At 35.1% G+C, this 21,796-nt stretch carries 10 protein-coding genes; 8 read left to right on the forward strand and 2 right to left on the reverse strand.

Annotated elements, in window-relative coordinates:
* Positions 1-159 precede the first annotated feature (159 nt).
* From rpoB to BKM63_RS10890, 4 genes are all read left to right on the forward strand, one after another.
* A complete protein-coding gene (rpoB, locus tag BKM63_RS10875; protein WP_068845397.1) occupies positions 160-3,972 on the forward strand; it encodes a DNA-directed RNA polymerase subunit beta in 3,813 nt (1,270 codons plus the stop codon).
* A 281-nt stretch (positions 3,973-4,253) separates the two neighbouring features.
* Positions 4,254-8,564, forward strand: a complete 4,311-nt coding sequence (rpoC, locus tag BKM63_RS10880) for a DNA-directed RNA polymerase subunit beta' (protein WP_071636612.1) — start codon at positions 4,254-4,256, stop codon at positions 8,562-8,564.
* A gap of 11 nt (positions 8,565-8,575) precedes the next feature.
* On the forward strand, positions 8,576-8,887 hold the full coding sequence (locus BKM63_RS10885; protein WP_012024017.1) for a DUF3467 domain-containing protein: 312 nt from the start codon (positions 8,576-8,578) through the stop codon (positions 8,885-8,887).
* Positions 8,888-9,245: 358 nt separating this feature from the next.
* Positions 9,246-9,983, forward strand: coding sequence for a hypothetical protein (locus BKM63_RS10890; protein ID WP_071636613.1), 738 nt, complete (start codon positions 9,246-9,248; stop codon positions 9,981-9,983).
* 87 nt (positions 9,984-10,070) lie between these two features.
* Here BKM63_RS10890 and BKM63_RS10895 read toward each other — a convergent pair whose 3' ends face one another.
* Together BKM63_RS10895 and BKM63_RS10900 are read right to left on the reverse strand one after the other, a co-directional pair.
* Positions 10,071-11,663: a peptide chain release factor 3 gene (locus BKM63_RS10895; protein WP_071636614.1), complete on the reverse strand. Its 1,593-nt coding sequence runs from the start codon at positions 11,661-11,663 to the stop codon at positions 10,071-10,073.
* Positions 11,664-11,811: 148 nt separating this feature from the next.
* Positions 11,812-13,251 (reverse strand): alpha-amylase, encoded by a 1,440-nt coding sequence (locus BKM63_RS10900; RefSeq protein WP_071636615.1) that lies wholly within the window; start codon positions 13,249-13,251, stop codon positions 11,812-11,814.
* A gap of 486 nt (positions 13,252-13,737) precedes the next feature.
* On the opposite strand from BKM63_RS10900, the gene BKM63_RS10905 reads away from it, so the two are divergent.
* The 4 genes from BKM63_RS10905 to BKM63_RS10920 all read left to right on the forward strand — a co-directional run bounded on the left by BKM63_RS10905 (position 13,738) and on the right by BKM63_RS10920 (position 21,779).
* Positions 13,738-15,165, forward strand: a complete 1,428-nt coding sequence (locus BKM63_RS10905) for a peptidylprolyl isomerase (protein WP_071636616.1) — start codon at positions 13,738-13,740, stop codon at positions 15,163-15,165.
* Between the two features lie 78 nt (positions 15,166-15,243).
* Positions 15,244-16,197, forward strand: coding sequence for an AAA family ATPase (locus BKM63_RS10910; RefSeq protein WP_071636617.1), 954 nt, complete (start codon positions 15,244-15,246; stop codon positions 16,195-16,197).
* A 408-nt stretch (positions 16,198-16,605) separates the two neighbouring features.
* Complete coding sequence (locus tag BKM63_RS10915; protein WP_071636618.1) at positions 16,606-19,377, forward strand: bifunctional aconitate hydratase 2/2-methylisocitrate dehydratase; 2,772 nt, start codon at positions 16,606-16,608, stop codon at positions 19,375-19,377.
* Positions 19,378-19,514: 137 nt separating this feature from the next.
* Positions 19,515-21,779, forward strand: a complete 2,265-nt coding sequence (locus BKM63_RS10920; RefSeq protein ID WP_071636619.1) for an aconitate hydratase — start codon at positions 19,515-19,517, stop codon at positions 21,777-21,779.
* Positions 21,780-21,796 lie beyond the last annotated feature (17 nt).

The following is a 21,796-nucleotide window of genomic DNA, read 5'->3' on the forward strand; positions in this document are numbered from 1 at the left end:
AATACGAAAAAGTTTTTGATCAATACGAAGAAAAAAAATACAACTTATTTTTACCGGTTTATTTTTAAAGATGTATTGATTATAATAAGAAAGTATAGATTAAACAGTGTGTTTTTACACAAAAAAATTACTTTTTTTTAATCAAAATTTTGTCCATTGATGATAACAAATCAGACTGAAAGATTGAATTTTGCCTCTACAAAAAATATTCCTGACTATCCAGATTTTCTAGATGTTCAGGTTAAATCTTTTAAAGATTTCTTTCAATTAGAAACGAAATCTGACGAAAGAGGCAACGAAGGGTTATACAACACCTTCATGGAAAACTTTCCAATCACAGATACAAGAAACAACTTTGTATTGGAATTCCTAGATTACTTTGTTGATCCGCCGCGTTATACAATTCAAGAATGTATAGAGAGAGGTCTTACTTATAGTGTGCCTTTAAAAGCCAGGTTAAAACTATATTGTACAGATCCAGAACACGAAGATTTTGAAACAATTGTACAAGATGTTTATCTTGGAACAATACCTTATATGACTCCAAGTGGTACTTTTGTAATTAATGGTGCCGAGCGTGTAGTAGTATCACAATTACACCGTTCTCCTGGAGTTTTCTTTGGACAGTCATTCCACGCAAATGGAACTAAACTTTATTCTGCAAGAGTAATTCCTTTTAAAGGATCTTGGATAGAATTCTCTACAGATATCAACAGCGTAATGTACGCTTATATCGATAGAAAGAAAAAATTACCTGTTACAACTTTATTCCGTGCAATTGGTTTTGAAAGAGATAAGGACATCCTTGAAATTTTCGACTTAGCCGAAGAAATTAAAGTTTCTAAAACAGGTATCAAAAAATATATTGGAAGAAGACTTGCTGCACGTGTATTAAATACATGGCACGAGGATTTCGTTGATGAAGATACCGGAGAGGTAGTTTCTATCGAACGTAACGAAATCATCCTTGATCGTGATACAATTATCGATAAAGATAATGTTGAAGAAATCATCGATTCTAACGTTAAATCTATTTTGTTACATAAAGAGGATAATAATCAAGCTGATTATGCTATTATCCACAATACATTACAAAAAGATCCAACTAACTCAGAAAAAGAAGCTGTAGAGCACATTTACCGTCAGCTGCGTAACGCTGAACCGCCTGATGAGGAAACTGCTCGTGGTATTATAGATAAATTGTTCTTCTCTGATCAACGTTACAACTTAGGTGAAGTTGGTCGTTACAGAATGAACAAAAAGTTAGATTTAGATATCCCTATGGATAAGCAGGTGCTTACTAAAGAAGATATCATTACAATCGTAAAATATTTGATCGAATTAATTAACTCTAAAGCAGAGATTGATGATATTGATCACTTATCAAACCGTCGTGTTAGAACAGTTGGTGAACAATTGTCTCAACAATTCGGTGTAGGTTTAGCACGTATGGCTAGAACTATTAGAGAGCGTATGAACGTTAGAGATAACGAGGTGTTTACACCAATTGATTTGATCAATGCTAAAACATTATCATCAGTTATCAACTCTTTCTTTGGAACTAACCAGTTATCTCAATTTATGGACCAAACAAATCCATTAGCTGAGATTACGCACAAAAGAAGACTTTCTGCACTTGGACCAGGTGGACTTTCGAGAGAAAGAGCTGGTTTCGAGGTTCGTGACGTTCACTATACTCACTATGGTCGTTTATGTCCGATTGAAACTCCTGAGGGACCAAACATTGGTTTGATTTCATCTCTTGGTGTTTATGCAAAAGTAAACGGAATGGGATTCATCGAAACTCCATACCGTAAAGTAACTAATGGTGTAGTTGATTTAGAAAGTACTCCAATTTACTTAAGTGCTGAAGAAGAAGAAGGAAAAATGATTGCTCAGGCAAACATTGAAATGGACGAAACTGGTAAAATTACAGCTAGCAATGTTATTGCTCGTGAGGAGGGTGACTTCCCAGTTGTTGAACCATCTGTAGTTCATTATACAGACGTTGCTCCTAATCAGATTGCATCTATTTCTGCGTCATTGATTCCTTTCTTGGAGCATGATGATGCGAACCGTGCGTTGATGGGATCAAACATGATGCGTCAGGCAGTTCCTTTGATCCGTCCTGAAGCACCAATTGTAGGTACAGGTTTAGAGCGTCAGGTAGCTTCAGATTCAAGAGTATTAATCAATGCTGAAGGGCATGGAACTGTTGAATATGTTGATGCTAATATCATTACTATTAAATACGATCGTACAGAAGACGAGAGAATGGTTAGTTTTGATGCTGATGAGAAAACATACAACTTAATTAAATTTAGAAAAACCAATCAAGGTACAAGTATCAACTTGAAACCAATCGTAAGAAAAGGTGATAGAGTTGTTCCTGGACAAGTATTATCAGAGGGTTATGCTACTCAAAATGGAGAATTAGCTTTAGGTAGAAACCTAAAAGTTGCGTTCATGCCATGGAAAGGTTATAACTTTGAGGATGCGATTGTAATTTCTGAAAAAGTAGTTCGTGATGATATTTTTACATCTATCCACGTTGATGATTATTCATTAGAGGTTAGAGATACTAAGTTAGGAAATGAAGAGTTAACAAACGATATTCCTAACGTTTCTGAAGAAGCTACTAAAGATTTAGATGAAAACGGTATGATCAGAATTGGAGCCGAGGTTAAACCTGGCGACATTCTAATCGGAAAAATTACACCAAAAGGAGAATCAGATCCTACTCCGGAAGAGAAATTGCTTCGTGCGATCTTCGGGGATAAAGCAGGTGATGTAAAAGATGCTTCATTAAAAGCTTCTCCATCTTTACACGGTGTAGTTCTTGACAAAAAATTATTTGCAAGAGCCGTAAAAGATAAACGTAAACGTACTCAGGATAAAGATGCTTTAGGCGCTTTAGAAATGGAATTTGAAACTAAATTTGTTGAATTAAAAGACAGATTAGTTGAAAAATTATTCCTGATCGTTAACGGAAAAACATCTCAGGGTGTAATGAATGATTTGGGTGAAGAAGTTTTACCAAAAGGTAAAAAATATACTCAAAAAATGCTTTACGCAGTAGAAGATTTTGCTCACTTAAGCAAAGGTCAATGGGTTGCTGATGATGCTACAAATAAAATGGTTAATGATTTGATTCATAACTATAAAATTAAGCTGAACGACTTACAAGGATCTTTAAGAAGAGAAAAATTCACTATTACAGTTGGGGATGAATTACCATCTGGAATCTTGAAATTAGCTAAGATTTATATTGCTAAAAAACGTAAACTGAAAGTAGGGGATAAAATGGCAGGACGTCACGGTAACAAAGGTATTGTTGCTAGAATCGTTCGTCATGAAGATATGCCTTTCCTTGAAGACGGAACACCGGTAGATATCGTATTGAATCCACTTGGGGTACCTTCACGTATGAACATTGGTCAGATTTATGAAACTGTTCTTGGATGGGCTGGTATGAACTTGGGTAGAAAATTTGCTACTCCAATTTTTGACGGTGCTTCTCTAGACGAGATCAATGCTTTGACTGATGAAGCTAACGTACCACGTTTTGGCCATACATATCTTTATGATGGTGGAACTGGAGAGCGTTTTGCACAAAAAGCGACTGTGGGTGTAATTTACATGCTTAAATTAGGACACATGGTTGATGATAAGATGCACGCACGTTCTATCGGACCATACTCATTGATTACGCAGCAGCCACTTGGAGGTAAAGCTCAATTTGGAGGTCAGCGTTTTGGAGAGATGGAGGTTTGGGCACTTGAGGCTTATGGAGCTTCTAGTACACTACGTGAAATCTTAACTGTTAAGTCTGATGACGTTATTGGTAGAGCTAAAACTTACGAAGCAATCGTTAAGGGAGAAACTATGCCAGAACCAGGTTTACCAGAATCATTCAATGTATTAATGCACGAATTGAAAGGTCTAGGATTAGATCTTCGTTTGGAAGAATAATAAAAGTTTTCAGTTTACAGTCTCAGTATTCAGTTTAGCACTGAAAACTGAGACTGCGGCTGTTTACTAAATGTTAGAAGTTTTTAAAGATTTATACCCGTAAACCGTTCCGATTTTTTATAACAATGCGAGGCATTTTATAACTAGCACTTCAAGTTTAAATCTTGAGGTTTAGAGAAGTAATCCGAGGTAGTAGCTGAATGATTAACTCTTATTTTTTTAAGAGTAGATTATAAATCTAAATCAATTTTTTAATTGCAAATAAATCAATAGTAAAAACTATGATGAATAACAGAAACAATAATAAAGATAAGAATCCGGTAAAAAGATTTAACAAAATTTCTATTGGATTGGCTTCACCAGAATCTATCTTGAAAGAATCAAGAGGAGAGGTTTTAAAGCCGGAAACTATTAACTATAGAACTCACAAACCAGAGCGTGACGGACTTTTCTGCGAAAGAATCTTCGGACCAGTAAAAGATTTCGAATGTGCTTGTGGTAAGTATAAAAGAATTCGTTACAAAGGTATCATCTGCGACCGTTGTGGTGTTGAAGTTACTGAGAAAAAAGTACGTCGTGATAGAGTAGGACACATCAACCTTGTTGTGCCAATTGCTCATATCTGGTATTTCCGTTCTCTTCCAAACAAAATTGGTTATATACTTGGTCTTCCATCTAAGAAATTAGATATGATCATTTACTACGAAAGATATGTAGTAATCCAGGCTGGTATTGCTAAAAATGCAGATGGAGAATCATTACAAAGATTAGATTTCTTAACTGAAGAAGAATATTTGAATATTTTAGATACTCTTCCGCAGGAAAACCAATATTTAGATGATTTAGATCCAAATAAATTTGTTGCCAAAATGGGAGCAGAGTGTATTATGGATTTATTAGCTCGTATTGATTTAGATGCTTTATCTTATGAATTAAGACACAGTGCTAACAACGAAACATCTAAACAACGTAAAACGGAAGCTTTAAAAAGATTACAAGTTGTTGAGTCTTTCCGTGAGTCTAACGAAAACCGCGAAAATCGTCCTGAATGGATGATTATGAAAGTGGTTCCTGTTATCCCGCCAGAATTACGTCCGCTTGTGCCGCTTGATGGAGGTCGTTTTGCAACTTCAGATTTAAATGACTTATACCGTCGTGTAATCATCCGTAACAACCGTTTGAAAAGATTAATGGAGATTAAAGCTCCAGAGGTTATCTTGAGAAACGAGAAACGTATGTTACAGGAATCTGTAGATTCATTATTTGATAACACTCGTAAAGCTTCTGCTGTTAAAACAGAATCTAACAGACCATTAAAATCTTTATCTGATTCCTTAAAAGGTAAGCAAGGACGTTTCCGTCAAAACTTACTTGGAAAACGTGTGGATTATTCTGCTCGTTCGGTAATTGTTGTTGGTCCTGAGTTAAAATTATTCGAATGCGGATTGCCAAAAGATATGGCATCTGAGTTATACAAACCTTTCGTTATCCGTAAATTGATTGAAAGAGGTATTGTAAAAACTGTAAAATCTGCTAAGAAAATCATTGACAAAAAAGAGCCGGTAGTTTGGGATATTCTAGAAAATGTAATTAAAGGACACCCAGTATTGCTTAACCGTGCTCCTACGTTACACAGACTTGGTATTCAGGCTTTCCAGCCAAAATTAATTGAAGGAAAAGCGATCCAATTGCACCCATTAGTATGTACGGCTTTCAACGCCGATTTCGATGGTGACCAGATGGCGGTTCACTTACCATTAGGACCAGAAGCTATTTTAGAGGCTCAATTATTAATGCTTGCGTCTCATAATATCTTGAACCCTGCAAATGGTGCACCTATTACGGTACCATCTCAGGACATGGTTTTGGGTCTTTATTATATGACCAAAGAACGTATTTCTACAGAAGATCATAAGATTTTAGGTCAGGATTTGACTTTCTATTCTGCTGAAGAAGTAAACATCGCATTAAACGAAGGTAGATTAGAATTGAATGCTCGTGTAAAAATTAGAGCAAAAGATTTTAATGACGCTGGAGAGTTAGTGTACAAAATTATACAAACAACTGCAGGACGTGTATTATTTAACGAAGTAGTACCGGAAGCAGCTGGATATATCAATGACGTATTGACTAAGAAAAACCTTAGAGATATTATCGGACACATTTTAAGTGTGACTGATGTACCTACAACGGCAGCTTTCTTGGATAATATGAAAGATATGGGTTATAAATTCGCATTTAGAGGAGGTTTATCATTCTCTTTAGGTGATATTAGAATTCCAGAACAAAAAACTAAATTGATTGCAGATGCCAGAGAGCAAGTTGAAGGTATCTCAACCAACTATAACATGGGTCTTATCACCAATAACGAACGTTACAACCAAGTTATTGACGTATGGACTTCTGCAAATGCTCAGTTGACAGAATTAGCAATGAAAAATATTAGAGAAGACCAGCAAGGTTTCAACTCTGTATATATGATGCTTGACTCTGGGGCGAGGGGTTCTAAAGAACAGATTCGTCAGTTAACTGGTATGCGTGGTTTGATGGCTAAGCCTAAAAAATCTACTGCTGGTGGTGGTGAGATTATTGAAAACCCGATTCTTTCTAACTTTAAGGAAGGTCTTTCGATCCTTGAGTACTTTATTTCTACTCACGGTGCTCGTAAAGGTCTTGCGGATACGGCTCTTAAAACGGCCGATGCTGGTTACTTAACAAGAAGGCTTCATGACGTTTCTCAAGATGTTATTGTTAACATTGAAGATTGTGGAACTTTAAGAGGTGTTGAAGTTGCTGCATTGAAGAAAAATGAGGAAATCGTTGAATCATTAGGAGAAAGAATTTTAGGACGTGTTGCATTGCAAGATGTTATAAACCCACTTACTAATGAAGTAATGGTTCAATCTGGCCAGCAAATTACTGAAGCAATTATGAGAACTATCGAAGCTTCTCCAATTGAAAAAGTAGAGGTTAGATCTCCATTAACTTGTGAAGCTTTAAAAGGTATTTGTGCTAAATGTTACGGTAGAAACTTAGCTACTGGTAAGATGACACAAAGAGGTGAAGCTGTTGGAGTTATTGCAGCTCAGTCTATTGGTGAGCCAGGTACACAGTTAACACTTCGTACGTTCCACGTTGGAGGGGTTGCAGGAGGTATTTCTGAAGAGTCTAGTATTATTACAAGATTCAACGGTAGACTTGAGATTGAAGATTTAAAAACTGTTAAAGGTGAAGACAGCGAAGGTAATGCGGTAGATATCGTAGTATCACGTTCAACTGAATTAAAATTAGTTGACGAGAAAACTGGAATCGTCTTAAATACACATAATATTCCTTACGGTTCTAGTATCTTTGTTAAAGACGGAGAAACTGTTGCTAAAGGAACTGTAATCTGTAAATGGGACCCTTATAATGGTGTAATTGTTTCTGAATTTACTGGTAAAATTGCTTACGAGGATTTAGAACAAGGACAATCATTCATGGTTGAGATCGATGAGCAGACTGGTTTCCAGGAAAAAGTAATTTCTGAGGCTAGAAACAAAAAATTAATTCCAACTTTATTAGTTTATGGTAAAGAAGGTGAATTGATTCGTTCTTACAACTTACCAGTAGGTGCACACTTAATGGTTGAAAACGGTGAGAAAATTAAAGCAGGTAAAGTATTAGTGAAAATCCCTCGTCGTTCTTCTAAAGCAGGCGATATCACGGGAGGTTTACCAAGAATTACTGAGTTGCTTGAGGCTCGTAACCCTTCAAACCCAGCAGTTGTATCTGAAATTGATGGTGTTGTTTCTTTTGGAAAAATCAAAAGAGGTAACCGTGAGATCGTTATCGAATCTAAATTTGGTGAAATTAAAAAGTATTTAGTTAAACTTTCAAGCCAGATCTTAGTACAAGAAAATGACTTCGTAAGAGCGGGAGTTCCATTGTCTGATGGTGCAATTACACCAGATGATATCTTAAGAATTCAAGGACCGGCTGCTGTTCAACAGTATTTGGTAAATGAAATTCAAGAGGTTTACCGTTTACAAGGGGTAAAAATTAATGACAAGCACTTTGAGGTAGTTATTCGTCAAATGATGCGTAAAGTAAGAGTTCAGGATCCAGGAGATACATTATTCCTAGAAGATCAATTAATTCACACTAAAGATTTCATCGTTCAAAACGATAAATTATATGGTATGAAAGTAGTTGAAGATGCTGGAGATTCTGCTGTATTGAAACCAGGTCAAATTATTTCTCCTCGTGAATTACGTGATGAAAACTCATTATTGAAACGAAATGATAAAAATCTTGTTGTAGCAAGAGACGTAATTACTGCAACTGCAACGCCAGTTCTTCAAGGTATTACAAGAGCTTCGTTACAAACTAAATCATTCATCTCTGCTGCTTCTTTCCAAGAAACAACAAAAGTACTTAACGAAGCTGCAGTAGCTGGTAAAGTAGATGATTTAGAAGGATTAAAAGAAAATGTAATTGTTGGACACAGAATTCCCGCGGGAACTGGTATGAGAGAGTACGATAACACTATCGTAGGATCTAAAGACGATTACAATGAAATGATGGCTAATAAAGAAGAATACATTTATTAATTAGGGAAACTATGAGTAATCCGAAACAACAACAAGAGCAAATTAATATTGAGTTAGACGAAACTATCGCAGAAGGAATTTATTCTAACCTTGCGATTATTAATCACTCCTCATCAGAGTTTGTTTTAGATTTTGTGAGCATTATGCCAGGTATTCCTAAAGCCAAGGTAAAGTCAAGAATTGTCTTGACACCACAACATGCTAAGAGATTATTAAGAGCCATTGGCGAAAATATTCATCGATTTGAAGCAGCCCACGGCGAAATCAAAGAGACAGAACAAGCTCCAATACCACTTAATTTTGGTCCGGCAGGACAAGCATAAATTTTAAAGCCCCATTTTTTAATGGGGCTTTTTTTTTGAGGTAAAATCAAAATATAAATGCAGTTTGTCTGATTTAATTTACTTTAATCGGAAAAATTTCTTTTCGCCGACGTATTGTTTTAAATTGGCTGTTCCTAGAAAAAATTAATTTTTGAAATATAATGACTTAGTAAGGTTAATTAATTCAAATTAAAAAAAAGCGCTAATTATTTACATTAGCGCTTTTTTTATACTTGAAAATTAAGTGATTAAGTTGAATGTGAAAATTATTTTCGTTTTCTTCCCAACCTTTTCATTAAAAATATACTCTATATAAGTAAGAGCCGGTTCAAAAGGTTTTAATTTAAATAAGTATCGTATGAAAAAGAAATTCACTTTAGAAATAGCAAACCCTTGTTCTGAAAATTTTGACAAAATGATTCCTAATGCAAATGGTTCATTTTGCAATTCTTGTATGAAGAATGTAGTTGATTTGAGTAGAAAAACAAATTCAGAGGTTGCTAAATTCATTGCCGAAACTAAAGACAAAAATATTTGTGCCCGACTAAAAGTAACTCAACTGGAAGAAGAATTTCAATACAATGAAACTTCTAGAATTCATAATCTTAAATATGCAGCGGTTGCAGCATCTGTTTTATTAGCTTCAAATCTTACTGCGCAGGAAAAGGAATCCGTTAAAACTGAAGAATCCTATGCAGCACCTATTATGTATAGATTAGGTAAAGTAGCTCATAACCAAACGGTAAACAAGGAGATTTTGATCACAATTAAAGGTAGATTAATTGAATCGAAGTCTAATAGACCATTTGGAGGAGAAGCATATTCTAATTTAACAATTGCTATTAATAATTCAGGAAATGCGGTAAAAGTAAATCCAAAAACTGGAGAATTTTCTATAACAACAGCAGTTCCAAAAGACAGTAAAACACTTATGGTTACAATAAGCGGAAATGACTATTATCTTGCTAAAGAAATCCCTTTTAACATAAAATCGGTTAAAGGAAATGTATGGAAGCAAAATATCATTATTGCATCAGAAGAACTGACTAAAATTTATATTGCCGGCGGATTAGGAATTAATTATAACGGGCAATAATTAAATTTACATATTGGAGAATGTAAATACAAAAGGCTGTCTAAATAAATTGACAGCCTTTTGTAATTTTTCTTTAAACAAAAAATATTAATCAAACTCAGAAGTAAAATATAACTTAACGCTTGGATATTTACTTTGTGTCATTTGAATTGTAAAATCAGAATCGGCTAAAAATACCAATTGTCCGTATTTATCGTGAGCCAGGAATTTTTGTTTGATTCGCTTAAATTCTTTGAATTCTTCGTTTTTAGCATCATCAGGTTTTACCCAGCAGGCTTTATGTACAGGGAAGTTTTCGTAAGTACATTTTGCTCCGTATTCGTGCTCTAAACGATACTGAATAACCTCATACTGAAGTGCTCCAACAGTTCCAATAACTTTACGATTGTTCATCTCTAAAGTAAATAACTGGGCCACACCTTCATCCATTAACTGATCGACTCCTTTTTCTAATTGCTTAGCTTTCATCGGATCGGCGTTGTTGATATATCTAAAGTGTTCCGGAGAGAAACTTGGAATTCCTTTAAAGCTCATTACTTCACCTTCTGTTAAGGTATCTCCAATTTTAAAGTTTCCGGTATCATGCAAACCTACAATATCACCAGGATATGAAATATCTACAATCTCTTTTTTCTCTGCAAAAAATGCATTCGGACTCGAGAATTTTAAATTTTTCTTCTGACGAACGTGATAATAAGGTTTGTTTCTTTCAAAAGTTCCCGAAACAATTTTAATAAATGCTAAACGGTCTCTGTGTTTTGGATCCATATTAGCATGGATTTTAAATACAAAACCAGTCATTTTTTCTTCTGCAGGATCAACCAAACGAGTTTCAGAATCTTTTGGTCTTGGAGAAGGAGCAATTGTTACAAAACAATCTAGTAATTCGCGAACTCCAAAATTATTTAAAGCTGAACCAAAAAATACAGGCTGGATTTTTCCATCAAGATAATCCTGACGTTCAAATTTAGGATATACTTCATCAATTAACTCTAATTCTTCTCGAAGTTTTTCAGCAGCTTTTTGGCCAACAATTTTATCTAGTTCAGGATTATTTTGAACATCAGAAAAAGCAATTGTTTCTTCAATGTTTTTACGGCTGTCTCCGCTAAAAAGATTGATGTTTTCTTCCCATAAATTGTAAATTCCCTGAAAATCGTACCCCATACCAATTGGGAAACTTAAAGGTGTAACTTTCAATCCCAATTTTTGTTCTACTTCATCCATCAAATCAAAAGCATCTTTACCTTCACGATCTAATTTATTGATGAAAACAATCATAGGAATGTTACGCATTCTACAAACTGAAACCAATTTTTCAGTTTGTTCCTCAACCCCTTTTGCAACGTCAATAACAACAATTACACTATCAACAGCGGTTAAAGTTCTAAAAGTATCTTCGGCAAAATCCTTGTGACCTGGAGTATCAAGGATATTGATTTTTTTGTCTTTATAATTAAAAGCAAGTACAGAAGTCGAAACCGAAATACCTCTCTGGCGCTCGATTTCCATGAAATCACTCGTTGCTCCCTTTTTAATTTTATTGTTTTTTACAGCTCCTGCTTCTTGAATCGCCCCTCCAAATAACAATAACTTTTCTGTTAATGTTGTTTTACCGGCATCGGGATGCGAGATAATTCCAAATGTTCTTCTGCGTTGTATTTCTTTTAAAAAGCTCATATTTTGTATAAATAGGTTGCAAAAATACTATTAATTACCGCTTAATAAAAATATTCACTTCTTAATTTGGGAAGTCTTTCTCCTAAAGATTCTTTTTTGGAAAAAAAATAAGGCTGTTTTGCAACAGCCTTAAATAGTCATTTTAAAATTACTGATTAATTGACCAAATTGAATATCCTCGTGGAGGACATTGTATTTTAACCCATTTGTCTGCCTGAGTTGTGGGATACCAGGTTGAGTTTCCTGTAAAATCTTTGATTTGAGTATTGGCCCAATTGGTTTGAATCCATCTTTCCTGCCAGGTATCAGAGTTATTGATGTATACCACCAGTCCCGGATTTCCGTTGTATCCGTTTCTTCTCGCTACATATTCATCATTATCAGAATATAAGATAGAAGTCGTACCGGTTGCTTTATTGTTATGAATCCAGATTAAGTTGTTTAGCTTGTTTTTATCCAGCCATTCTTCGTAATCTCTATAGAAAATGGTTGGATAACCTTCGTGAGTTAATATATAGGAGTAAGCTAACATTTTGCTCCAAATTTCATCTGTATCGTGATTGGTTACAAAAGTCACGGCTTTATACGGATTACGTTTCCACATCATGTCATCGTTCAATAATGCAAGATTGTTTCCGTCAAAAGCATCATTCATTTTGTAATAACAAGCAAAATCAAAAACAGAACTATTGGCATTATTAGCCCAGTCATTTAATACGTTTACATTTGAATCCCATAATTCCCCAACCGAAAAACCACCTACATTAGCATTCCATGCATTTACAACCCATGCACCAAATCCTTTTACATAATCAAATCGCCAGCCGTCAAATTTCATAGTGTTTTTGTAATATTTACCAACTCCATCAGCTCTCAGCCAAAGCCAATCCTGTACGTGTGGATTTGCATGGCATAAATCCGGAAAACCGCCAAAAGCACCTTCATCGTTATTTCCGTAGCTGTTTTTATAAAAGTCATTATAATTACGAGTAAATTTTCCCGAAGCAACACCGCTGAAATTTGTCCAGGTGTTAGTTCCCGTAAAAGGATTGGCTTCTGACTGTCCACCGCTATTATGGTTGATTACAATATCAGCATAAACTTTCATGTTTTCGGCATGTGCATTCGTAATTAAATTTACTAATTCAGTTTTTGAACCAAATCTGGTTTCAACGGAACCGTTTTGATTGTAGTCTCCAAAATCAAAATAATCCGTAGGATCATATCCCATAGAAAAAGCTCCGTTTTGTGCTTTCGATGCAGGAGGAAGCCAAATAGAACCAATTCCGGCATTTGACCACGCTGTTACTTTACTGCTTACGGTATTCCACCAGTTTCCGCCCGCAGGAACATCCCAGTAAAAAGCCTGCATCATAACACCTCCACCGGGATTATCAACATATTTTCCGGTTACAGAAGAAGATTTGCCAGTGCTGAAAGGTTTTCCGTCGTGATGGGTAACGTCGATAATTTTAAACTGCTGACTTTCTGTTTTTAAGTCAGCATCATTTATTTCATTTTGTGAACAGGAAAACAGCAATCCTGTAATTGCAGTAATGAAACATAATCTTGCAATAGGTTTTTTCATAATAGATGTGGTTAAGGTTAAATTGTAAAGTTTGTAATTATTAGTTTTAATAGTGTAAAAAGAATAAATCCTTATTTTTTACAGATATAAATTAATAATTCTGCATCTAAAGTAGAAGTTTTTTAATTCGATTGGTTTTTGTAGGAAAATAGTTTTACAACGAAAACGTTGTAGTGTTTACAACTTTTTTTTATTTGGTTATAAATTAACTCTTTATACTTAAGTGAGTTTTGTTAAATATATTTTTGACGAACAAAAAGTGGGAAGAATGAAAACCTCAGGTATTCAATTTGATTAAGTTCCACATAATTTTTTGTTAATACTATGGCTGATAGTTGTATTATGTAATTGAATTGTTATTTTTGTTCGTTTTATATAAAAGAAATAAAAGTGAATTATTTAGTTTTTCAGAATAACTTTTGAAAACAAATAATAGCTTATTAAATTTTACATACAGATCTTTACATCCAAATTAAATTTAAAATAATGTTATTAAAAAAATTACAGCTAAAAACGATTGATTATAAGTTAGTCTTAACAATGTGTTTTTTACTTTTTTTCAACTCCATAATTTCAGCTCAGGAAATTATTAAGGATGTTGTAGCTGAGAAACCGGTTGAAGTTCCGCATGGAAAACAAAAAATAGACGGTATTATCGCTACAGTTGGAGATTATATTGTTTTAGATTCTGATATTGATAAAGGATATTTGGAAATCGCAAGCCAAGGAGGTAATATAAAAGATATTACAAGATGCCAAATGCTTGGAAAACTGTTAGAAGATAAACTTTATGCACATCAGGCAATTCAGGATAGTATTATTGTGAGTGATGCTGAAGTTAGAAGCATGATGGATGAGCGTTTGAACTATATGATTCAACAGGTTGGAGACATTAATAAAGTAGTTGAATATTACAAAAAAAGTTCTGTTGAGGAATTTAAAACCTATTTTGCTGATATCTTAAAAGAGCAAAAATTAGCCTCAGAAATGAGAGATAAAATTGTTAAGGATGTAGAAATTACTCCTGAGGAAGTTCGTAATTTCTTTAAAAAAATCCCGAAAGAAGAATTGCCAACTTTTGGAGCTGAGATGGAAGTAGCGCAGATCGTGGTTGACCCAGCAGTTTCTAAAGAAGACAAGCAAAAAGTAATAGATCGATTAAATGCTATTCGAAAAGACGTTTTAGAAGGTTCTAGTTTTGCAACAAAAGCTGTTTTGTATTCACAAGATCCTGGATCTTCGCCTAATGGAGGTTATTACAAAATGACGCGTAAAACACCTTTCGTAAAAGAATTTAAAGATGTTGCTTTTAGTTTGCAGGAAGGTGAAATTTCAGCGCCATTTGAAACTACTTTTGGATTCCATATCATTATGGTTGATAAAATAAAAGGACAAGAAGTCGAATTACGTCATATATTAATTGCTCCAACTGTTTCTGAAAGTGCTTTAAAAGAAGCAAAAGAAAGAATCACAAACATCAGAGCTAAAATTATAAACAAAGAGATTTCTTTTGCAGAAGCAGCCAGAACAGAATCTGATGAAAAAGAAACAAGAGCAAACGGAGGAACTTTAGTAAATCCAAATACACAGGATACTCGTTTTGAGTTAACTAAAATGGATCCAACTTTATACAGTCAGGTTTCAAATTTAAAAGATGACGAAATTTCGCAACCACTTTTAAATGTAGATGATAAAGGAAAGAAAACGTATAAATTAATTACTGTTACTAACAGAATTGATGAACATACAGCAGATTATGCCAAAGATTATACAAAAATTAAAGAATTGGCATTAAAAGAAAAGCAGATCAATGCAATTGCAAAATGGTTTGATACTAAAATTAAGGACACTTACATTAAAATTATTGGAGAATACAGAGATTGTACATTTGCTAACAATTGGTTGAAAAAATAATTTTTATTAAATAAAGAAAAAGAGTTAGTTTTATGAATTCATTAAACTAACTCTTTTTAATTTTAAATACATTCATAAATGTCTGACGTAACAGCAATTCACAACTTAGTTCAGAAACGTAACGAATTAAAAAACGAAATAGCAAAAATCATTGTAGGGCAGGACGCCGTAATTGACCAAATTTTACTTTGTATATTTTCTGGAGGTCATGCACTTTTAATTGGTGTTCCCGGCTTGGCAAAAACATTAATGATAAATACTTTGTCTCAGGCTTTAGGATTAGATTTTAAAAGAATTCAGTTTACACCGGATTTAATGCCTTCGGATATTTTAGGAAGTGAAATTTTAGATGAAAGCAGACACTTTAAATTTATAAAAGGACCAATTTTCTCTAATATCGTTTTGGCCGACGAGATTAACAGAACGCCTCCTAAAACACAGGCAGCTTTGCTGGAAGCAATGCAGGAGCGTTCAGTTACAATTGCAGGGCAGAATTATAAGTTAGATTTGCCGTATTTTGTTTTGGCTACACAAAACCCAATTGAGCAGGAAGGGACTTATCCTTTGCCGGAGGCTCAATTAGACCGTTTTATGTTTGCAATTAAATTAGAATATCCAACTTTTGAAGAAGAAGTAAAAGTTGTAAAACAAACAACGTCTGATAATAAAGTCGAAATTAGACCTTTGTTTACTGCTCAGGAAATTATAGATTTCCAGCATTTAATCCGCAGAATTCCTGTGGCTGATAATGTTATCGAATATGCTGTAACTTTAGTAAGTAAAACTCGTCCGGACAATGCTTTGACAAAAGATTTTGTAAAAAATTATCTGGATTGGGGAGCAGGACCAAGAGCTTCGCAAAATTTAATATTGGCTGCAAAAGCTCATGCTGCTTTTAATGGTAAGTTTTCACCCGATATTGAAGATGTAAAAGCTGTTGCAACCGGAATTCTACGTCACAGAATTATTAAAAATTATAAAGCAGATGCTGAAGGAATAACTGAGGAAGTTATTATTAAAAAGCTGATGTAAATTCAAAAAATATATTTTACAAAAGCCTGATGATTTATCATCAGGCTTTTTTTTATGCTGTAAAAAAGCTGAAATAATTATTAACCTTGAGGTGCTGTGAAATTTTCTAAACAGGATCAATAAATCGCAACTATAACGTTATAAATTCTTATTTAGAAAGTTTCTTAGCTAAAACAGAGGTAAAATCTCACATAGTTTGTAACACTAAATTTCGACTTTGTTAAAGAAAAGATTTTAAAATATCAATAATTCATTATTTTAATATAAAATTGATATATTGACAAAAACAAGCAGTGAAAATCGTTTTTTAACAATAATAATTTTTGAAAAGGCGACTTCTATTATATTTTTTTTAATTATCGGCTTTAATGTTTAAATTTGCATCAAAAAAATAAATCTGCCTTAATTATGAACATTTATAAGGATTATATTCAAGAAATTGAAGAAAGAAAAAATCAAGGACTTCACCCTAAGCCAATTGATACAGCTGAATTATTAAGCGAAATTATTGCACAAATTAAAGATTTAGATAATGAATACAGAGAGGATTCTCTTAAGTTTTTTATTTACAATACTTTACCAGGGACCACAAGCGCTGCTGGTGAAAAAGCTAAGTTTTTAAAAGAGATTATTCTTGGTCAATCTGTAGTAAAAGAAATCACCCCTGCTTTTGCTTTTGAGTTATTATCACACATGAAAGGCGGGCCTTCTATTGAAGTACTGCTTGATTTAGCTCTGGGAAATGATACTGCTATTGCAAAAGAAGCGGCAAAAGTTCTTAAAACACAAGTTTTCCTTTACGAGGCTGACACTGACCGTTTGATAGAAGCATTTAAAAATGATAATCCGATTGCCAAAGAAATTTTGGAAAGTTACGCACAGGCTGAGTTTTTTACAAAACTTCCAGATGTAGCTGACGAAGTTAAAGTAGTTACTTTTATTGCTGGTGAAGGAGATATTTCAACAGATTTACTTTCTCCGGGTAACCAGGCTCACTCACGTTCAGATCGTGAACTTCACGGTCAATGTATGATTACTCCACAGGCACAGCAGGAAATTAGAGCTTTACAAGCGCAGCATCCTGATAAAAGTGTGATGTTAATTGCTGAGAAAGGAACTATGGGAGTAGGTTCTTCAAGAATGTCTGGTGTAAATAATGTAGCACTTTGGACAGGTAAACAAGCAAGCCCATATATTCCATTCGTTAATATCGCTCCAATCGTTGCAGGAACTAATGGAATCTCTCCAATTTTCTTAACAACTGTAGACGTTACAGGCGGTATTGGACTAGATCTTAAAAACTGGGTTAAAAAAACAGATTCAGATGGTAACGTTGTTCGTAATGAAAACGATGAACCAATATTAGAGCAAACGTATTCTGTTGAAACAGGTACAGTGCTTACAATCAATATTAAAGAGAAAAAACTTTACAATGGCGACCAGGAGCTAATAGATATTTCTAAGGCGTTTACTCCTCAGAAATTAGAATTTATTAAAGCTGGTGGTTCTTATGCTATTGTATTTGGTAAAAAACTTCAAACACTTGCGGCAAAAGTTTTAGGTATTGAAGCTCCTCTTGTATTTGCTGCTTCAAAAGAAATTTCACACGAAGGACAAGGTCTTACTGCTGTAGAAAAAATCTTCAACAAGAATGCAGTAGGAATTGCTCCTGGTAAAGTATTGCACGCAGGTTCAGATGTTCGTGTAGAGGTTAATATCGTAGGTTCGCAAGATACTACAGGTCTTATGACTGCTCAGGAATTAGAATCTATGGCGGCTACGGTAATTTCACCAATTGTTGACGGTGCTTACCAATCAGGTTGTCATACTGCTTCGGTTTGGGATAAAAAAGCTCAGGCAAACATTCCAAAATTAATGAAATTCATGAACGATTTTGGTTTGATCACTGCTCGTGACCCGAAAGGTGTTTATCACGCTATGACAGACGTAATCCATAAAGTTCTTAATGATATTACTATCGATGAGTGGGCTATCATTATTGGTGGTGACTCTCATACAAGAATGTCAAAAGGTGTTGCTTTTGGTGCTGACTCAGGAACGGTTGCTCTTGCATTAGCTACTGGTGAGGCTTCAATGCCAATTCCGGAATCAGTAAAAGTAACTTTCAAAGGAGATATGAAAGGATATATGGATTTCCGTGATGTGGTTCATGCTACACAAGCTCAGATGCTTCATCAGTTTGGTGGGGAAAATGTATTCCAAGGCAGAATTATTGAGGTTCATATCGGGACTCTTACTGCTGACCAGGCATTTACATTTACAGACTGGACTGCAGAGATGAAAGCAAAAGCGTCTATTTGTATTTCTGAAGATGATACTTTAATTGAATCATTGGAAATTGCAAAAGGCAGAATCCAGATCATGATCGACAAAGGAATGGATAACGATAAACACGTTCTTCAAGGGTTGATCAACAAAGCAGATAAGAGAATTGCAGAGATTAAATCAGCTGAAAAACCAGCATTAACTCCAGATTCAAACGCTAAATATTACGCTGAAGTGGTTGTTGATCTTGACCAGATTTCTGAGCCAATGATTGCTGATCCAGACGTAAACAATATTGATGTTTCTAAACGATATACTCACGATACTATCAGACCTCTTTCTTTCTATGGAGGAGTGAAAAAAGTAGATCTTGGATTTATCGGTTCTTGTATGGTTCACAAAGGAGATATGAAAATTTTAGCTCAAATGCTTAAAAACATCGAAGAGCAAAAAGGTAAAGTAGAATTCTTGGCACCGCTTGTAGTAGCGCCTCCTACATATAATATCGTAGATGAACTTAAAGCTGAAGGTGACTGGGAAGTATTGCAAAAATACTCTGGTTTCGAATTCGATGATAACGCTCCAAAAGGTGCAGCACGTACTGAATACGAAAACATGTTGTATTTAGAGCGTCCAGGATGTAACCTTTGTATGGGTAACCAGGAAAAAGCAGCAAAAGGAGATACTGTAATGGCAACTTCAACTCGTCTTTTCCAAGGCAGAGTTGTAGAAGACGCTGATGGTAAAAAAGGAGAATCATTACTTTCTTCTACTCCAGTTGTAGTTTTATCTACAATTTTAGGCAGAACTCCAACATTAGACGAATATACAACTGCAGTAGACGGTATTAACTTAACCAAGTTTGCACCATCTAATAAACAGTTAGTTATGTAATAAATATAGGATTAGTTATAATCATTATATATAGAAAGCCCGAGCGATAAACTCGGGCTTTTTCTTTTATAGCTCTTCTATTTTTTGTAACTTGTCATGTTCAAAATAGAATAAAAAACAAAAACAATTATATACTTATGGCTTTTGATATTGAAATGATTAAAAAAGTGTATGAGAACATGCCGGGTCGTGTTGATAAAGCACGCGAGATTGTTGGTCGTCCACTTACTTTAACGGAGAAAATTTTGTACAATCACCTTTGGGATGGAAATCCAGAGAAGGCGTTTGGAAGAGGAATTGATTATGTAGATTTTGCACCAGATCGAGTAGCGTGTCAGGATGCAACTGCACAAATGGCATTATTGCAATTTATGCATGCAGGTAAATCTAAAGTAGCAGTTCCTACAACGGTGCACTGTGATCACTTGATTCAGGCAAAAGTAGATGCCGCAACTGATTTGGCCAGAGCAAAAACGCAAAGTAATGAGGTTTTCGACTTTTTATCGTCAGTTTCTAATAAATACGGAATTGGTTTCTGGAAACCGGGAGCCGGAATTATTCACCAGGTAGTACTTGAAAATTATGCTTTTCCTGGAGGTATGATGATTGGTACCGATTCTCACACTGTAAACGCAGGTGGTTTAGGAATGGTAGCTATTGGTGTTGGTGGTGCCGATGCTGTAGATGTTATGTCTGGTATGGCCTGGGAACTTAAATTTCCTAAATTAATTGGAGTGAAATTAACTGGTAAATTATCAGGATGGACTGCTCCAAAAGATGTTATTCTTAAAGTGGCCGGTATTCTTACTGTAAAAGGTGGTACTGGGGCAATCGTTGAATATTTTGGAGAAGGGGCAACTTCTATGTCTTGTACCGGTAAAGGAACTATTTGTAACATGGGGGCTGAAATTGGAGCAACAACTTCAACTTTTGGTTACGATGCTTCAATGGGACGTTACCTGCGTTCTACAAACAGAGCAGAGGTTGCAGATGCTGCAGATAAAATTGCACCTTATTTAACCGGAGACCCGGAAGTTTATGCAAATCCTGAAAAATATTTTGATCAGGTTATCGAGATTAACTTATCTGAATTAGAGCCGCATTTAAATGGTCCTTTTACTCCGGACTTAGCTACTCCAATTTCTAAAATGAAAGAAGAAGCAATTAAAAACAATTGGCCATTACAAATTCAAGTTGGTCTAATTGGTTCTTGTACCAACTCTTCTTACGAAGATATTTCCCGAGCAGCTTCTTTGGCTAGACAAGTTGCTTCTAAAAACTTAAAAACAAAAGCTGAGTTTACTATTACTCCAGGTTCTGAAGTAGTTCGTTCTACTATCGAAAGAGATGGATTTATTGATACTTTTAATAAAATTGGAGCAACCGTTTTTGCTAATGCCTGCGGACCTTGTATTGGTATGTGGGACAGAGAAGGAGCAGAGAAGGAAGAAAGAAATACAATCGTTCACTCTTTCAACCGTAACTTCTCAAAACGTGCAGATGGTAACCCAAACACATTAGCTTTCGTAGGTTCGCCAGAATTGGTAACAGCATTAGCTATTGCAGGTGATTTAGGTTTCAATCCTCTAACAGATAAATTAATTAATGAGGATGGTGAAGAAGTAATGCTTGATGCTCCAACGGGCGATGAGCTTCCTTCTAAAGGCTTCTACGCCGAAGACCCGGGATTTCAAGCTCCGGCAGAAGATGGTTCAGGAGTTCAGGTGGTTGTTAGTCCAACATCAGAGCGTTTGCAGCTGTTAGCTCCGTTTGATGCCTGGGATGGTAAAAATATCACAGGTGCTAAATTGCTAATCAAAGCATTCGGAAAATGTACAACAGATCATATTTCTATGGCTGGACCGTGGTTACGTTTCCGCGGACATCTGGATAATATTTCTAATAATATGCTAATTGGTGCAGTAAATGCATTTAATCAAAAAACTAATTCGGTTAAAAATCAATTAACTGGAGAATACGATGCTGTTCCTGCTGTTGCCCGTGCCTACAAAGCAGCCGGAGTTCCATCAATCGTTGTGGGAGATCACAACTATGGAGAAGGATCTTCTCGTGAGCATGCAGCTATGGAACCTCGTTTCTTAGGTGTTAAAGCGGTATTAGTAAAATCTTTTGCTCGTATCCACGAAACAAACCTTAAAAAACAAGGTCTGTTAGGGTTAACTTTCGCAAACGAAGCTGATTATGATAAAATTCAGGAAAACGATACAATCAACTTTACTGATTTAACTGAATTTGCTCCAGGAAAACCATTAACATTAGAATTCATCCATGCAGATGGTACAAAAGATATTATCCTTGCAAATCATACCTACAATGCTGGGCAGATTGGATGGTTCGTAGCGGGTTCTGCCTTGAACTTAATTGCGGCCGGAAAAGCTTAATCTTTACGATTCAATTA

It is taken from the genome of Flavobacterium johnsoniae (genome assembly GCF_001879205.1).
In the GTDB taxonomy this organism is placed as follows: domain Bacteria; phylum Bacteroidota; class Bacteroidia; order Flavobacteriales; family Flavobacteriaceae; genus Flavobacterium; species Flavobacterium johnsoniae_A.

Bases quoted from the DNA above. Each gene is read 5' to 3' on its own strand.
- rpoB (WP_068845397.1), top strand. From the start codon at position 160: ATGATAACAAATCAGACTGAAAGATTGAATTTTGCCTCTACAAAAAAT.
- rpoC (WP_071636612.1), top strand. From the start codon at position 4,254: ATGATGAATAACAGAAACAATAATAAAGATAAGAATCCGGTAAAAAGA.
- BKM63_RS10885 (WP_012024017.1), top strand. From the start codon at position 8,576: ATGAGTAATCCGAAACAACAACAAGAGCAAATTAATATTGAGTTAGAC.
- BKM63_RS10890 (WP_071636613.1), top strand. From the start codon at position 9,246: ATGAAAAAGAAATTCACTTTAGAAATAGCAAACCCTTGTTCTGAAAAT.
- BKM63_RS10895 (WP_071636614.1), bottom strand. From the start codon at position 11,663: ATGAGCTTTTTAAAAGAAATACAACGCAGAAGAACATTTGGAATTATC.
- BKM63_RS10900 (WP_071636615.1), bottom strand. From the start codon at position 13,251: ATGAAAAAACCTATTGCAAGATTATGTTTCATTACTGCAATTACAGGA.
- BKM63_RS10905 (WP_071636616.1), top strand. From the start codon at position 13,738: ATGTTATTAAAAAAATTACAGCTAAAAACGATTGATTATAAGTTAGTC.
- BKM63_RS10910 (WP_071636617.1), top strand. From the start codon at position 15,244: ATGTCTGACGTAACAGCAATTCACAACTTAGTTCAGAAACGTAACGAA.
- BKM63_RS10915 (WP_071636618.1), top strand. From the start codon at position 16,606: ATGAACATTTATAAGGATTATATTCAAGAAATTGAAGAAAGAAAAAAT.
- BKM63_RS10920 (WP_071636619.1), top strand. From the start codon at position 19,515: ATGGCTTTTGATATTGAAATGATTAAAAAAGTGTATGAGAACATGCCG.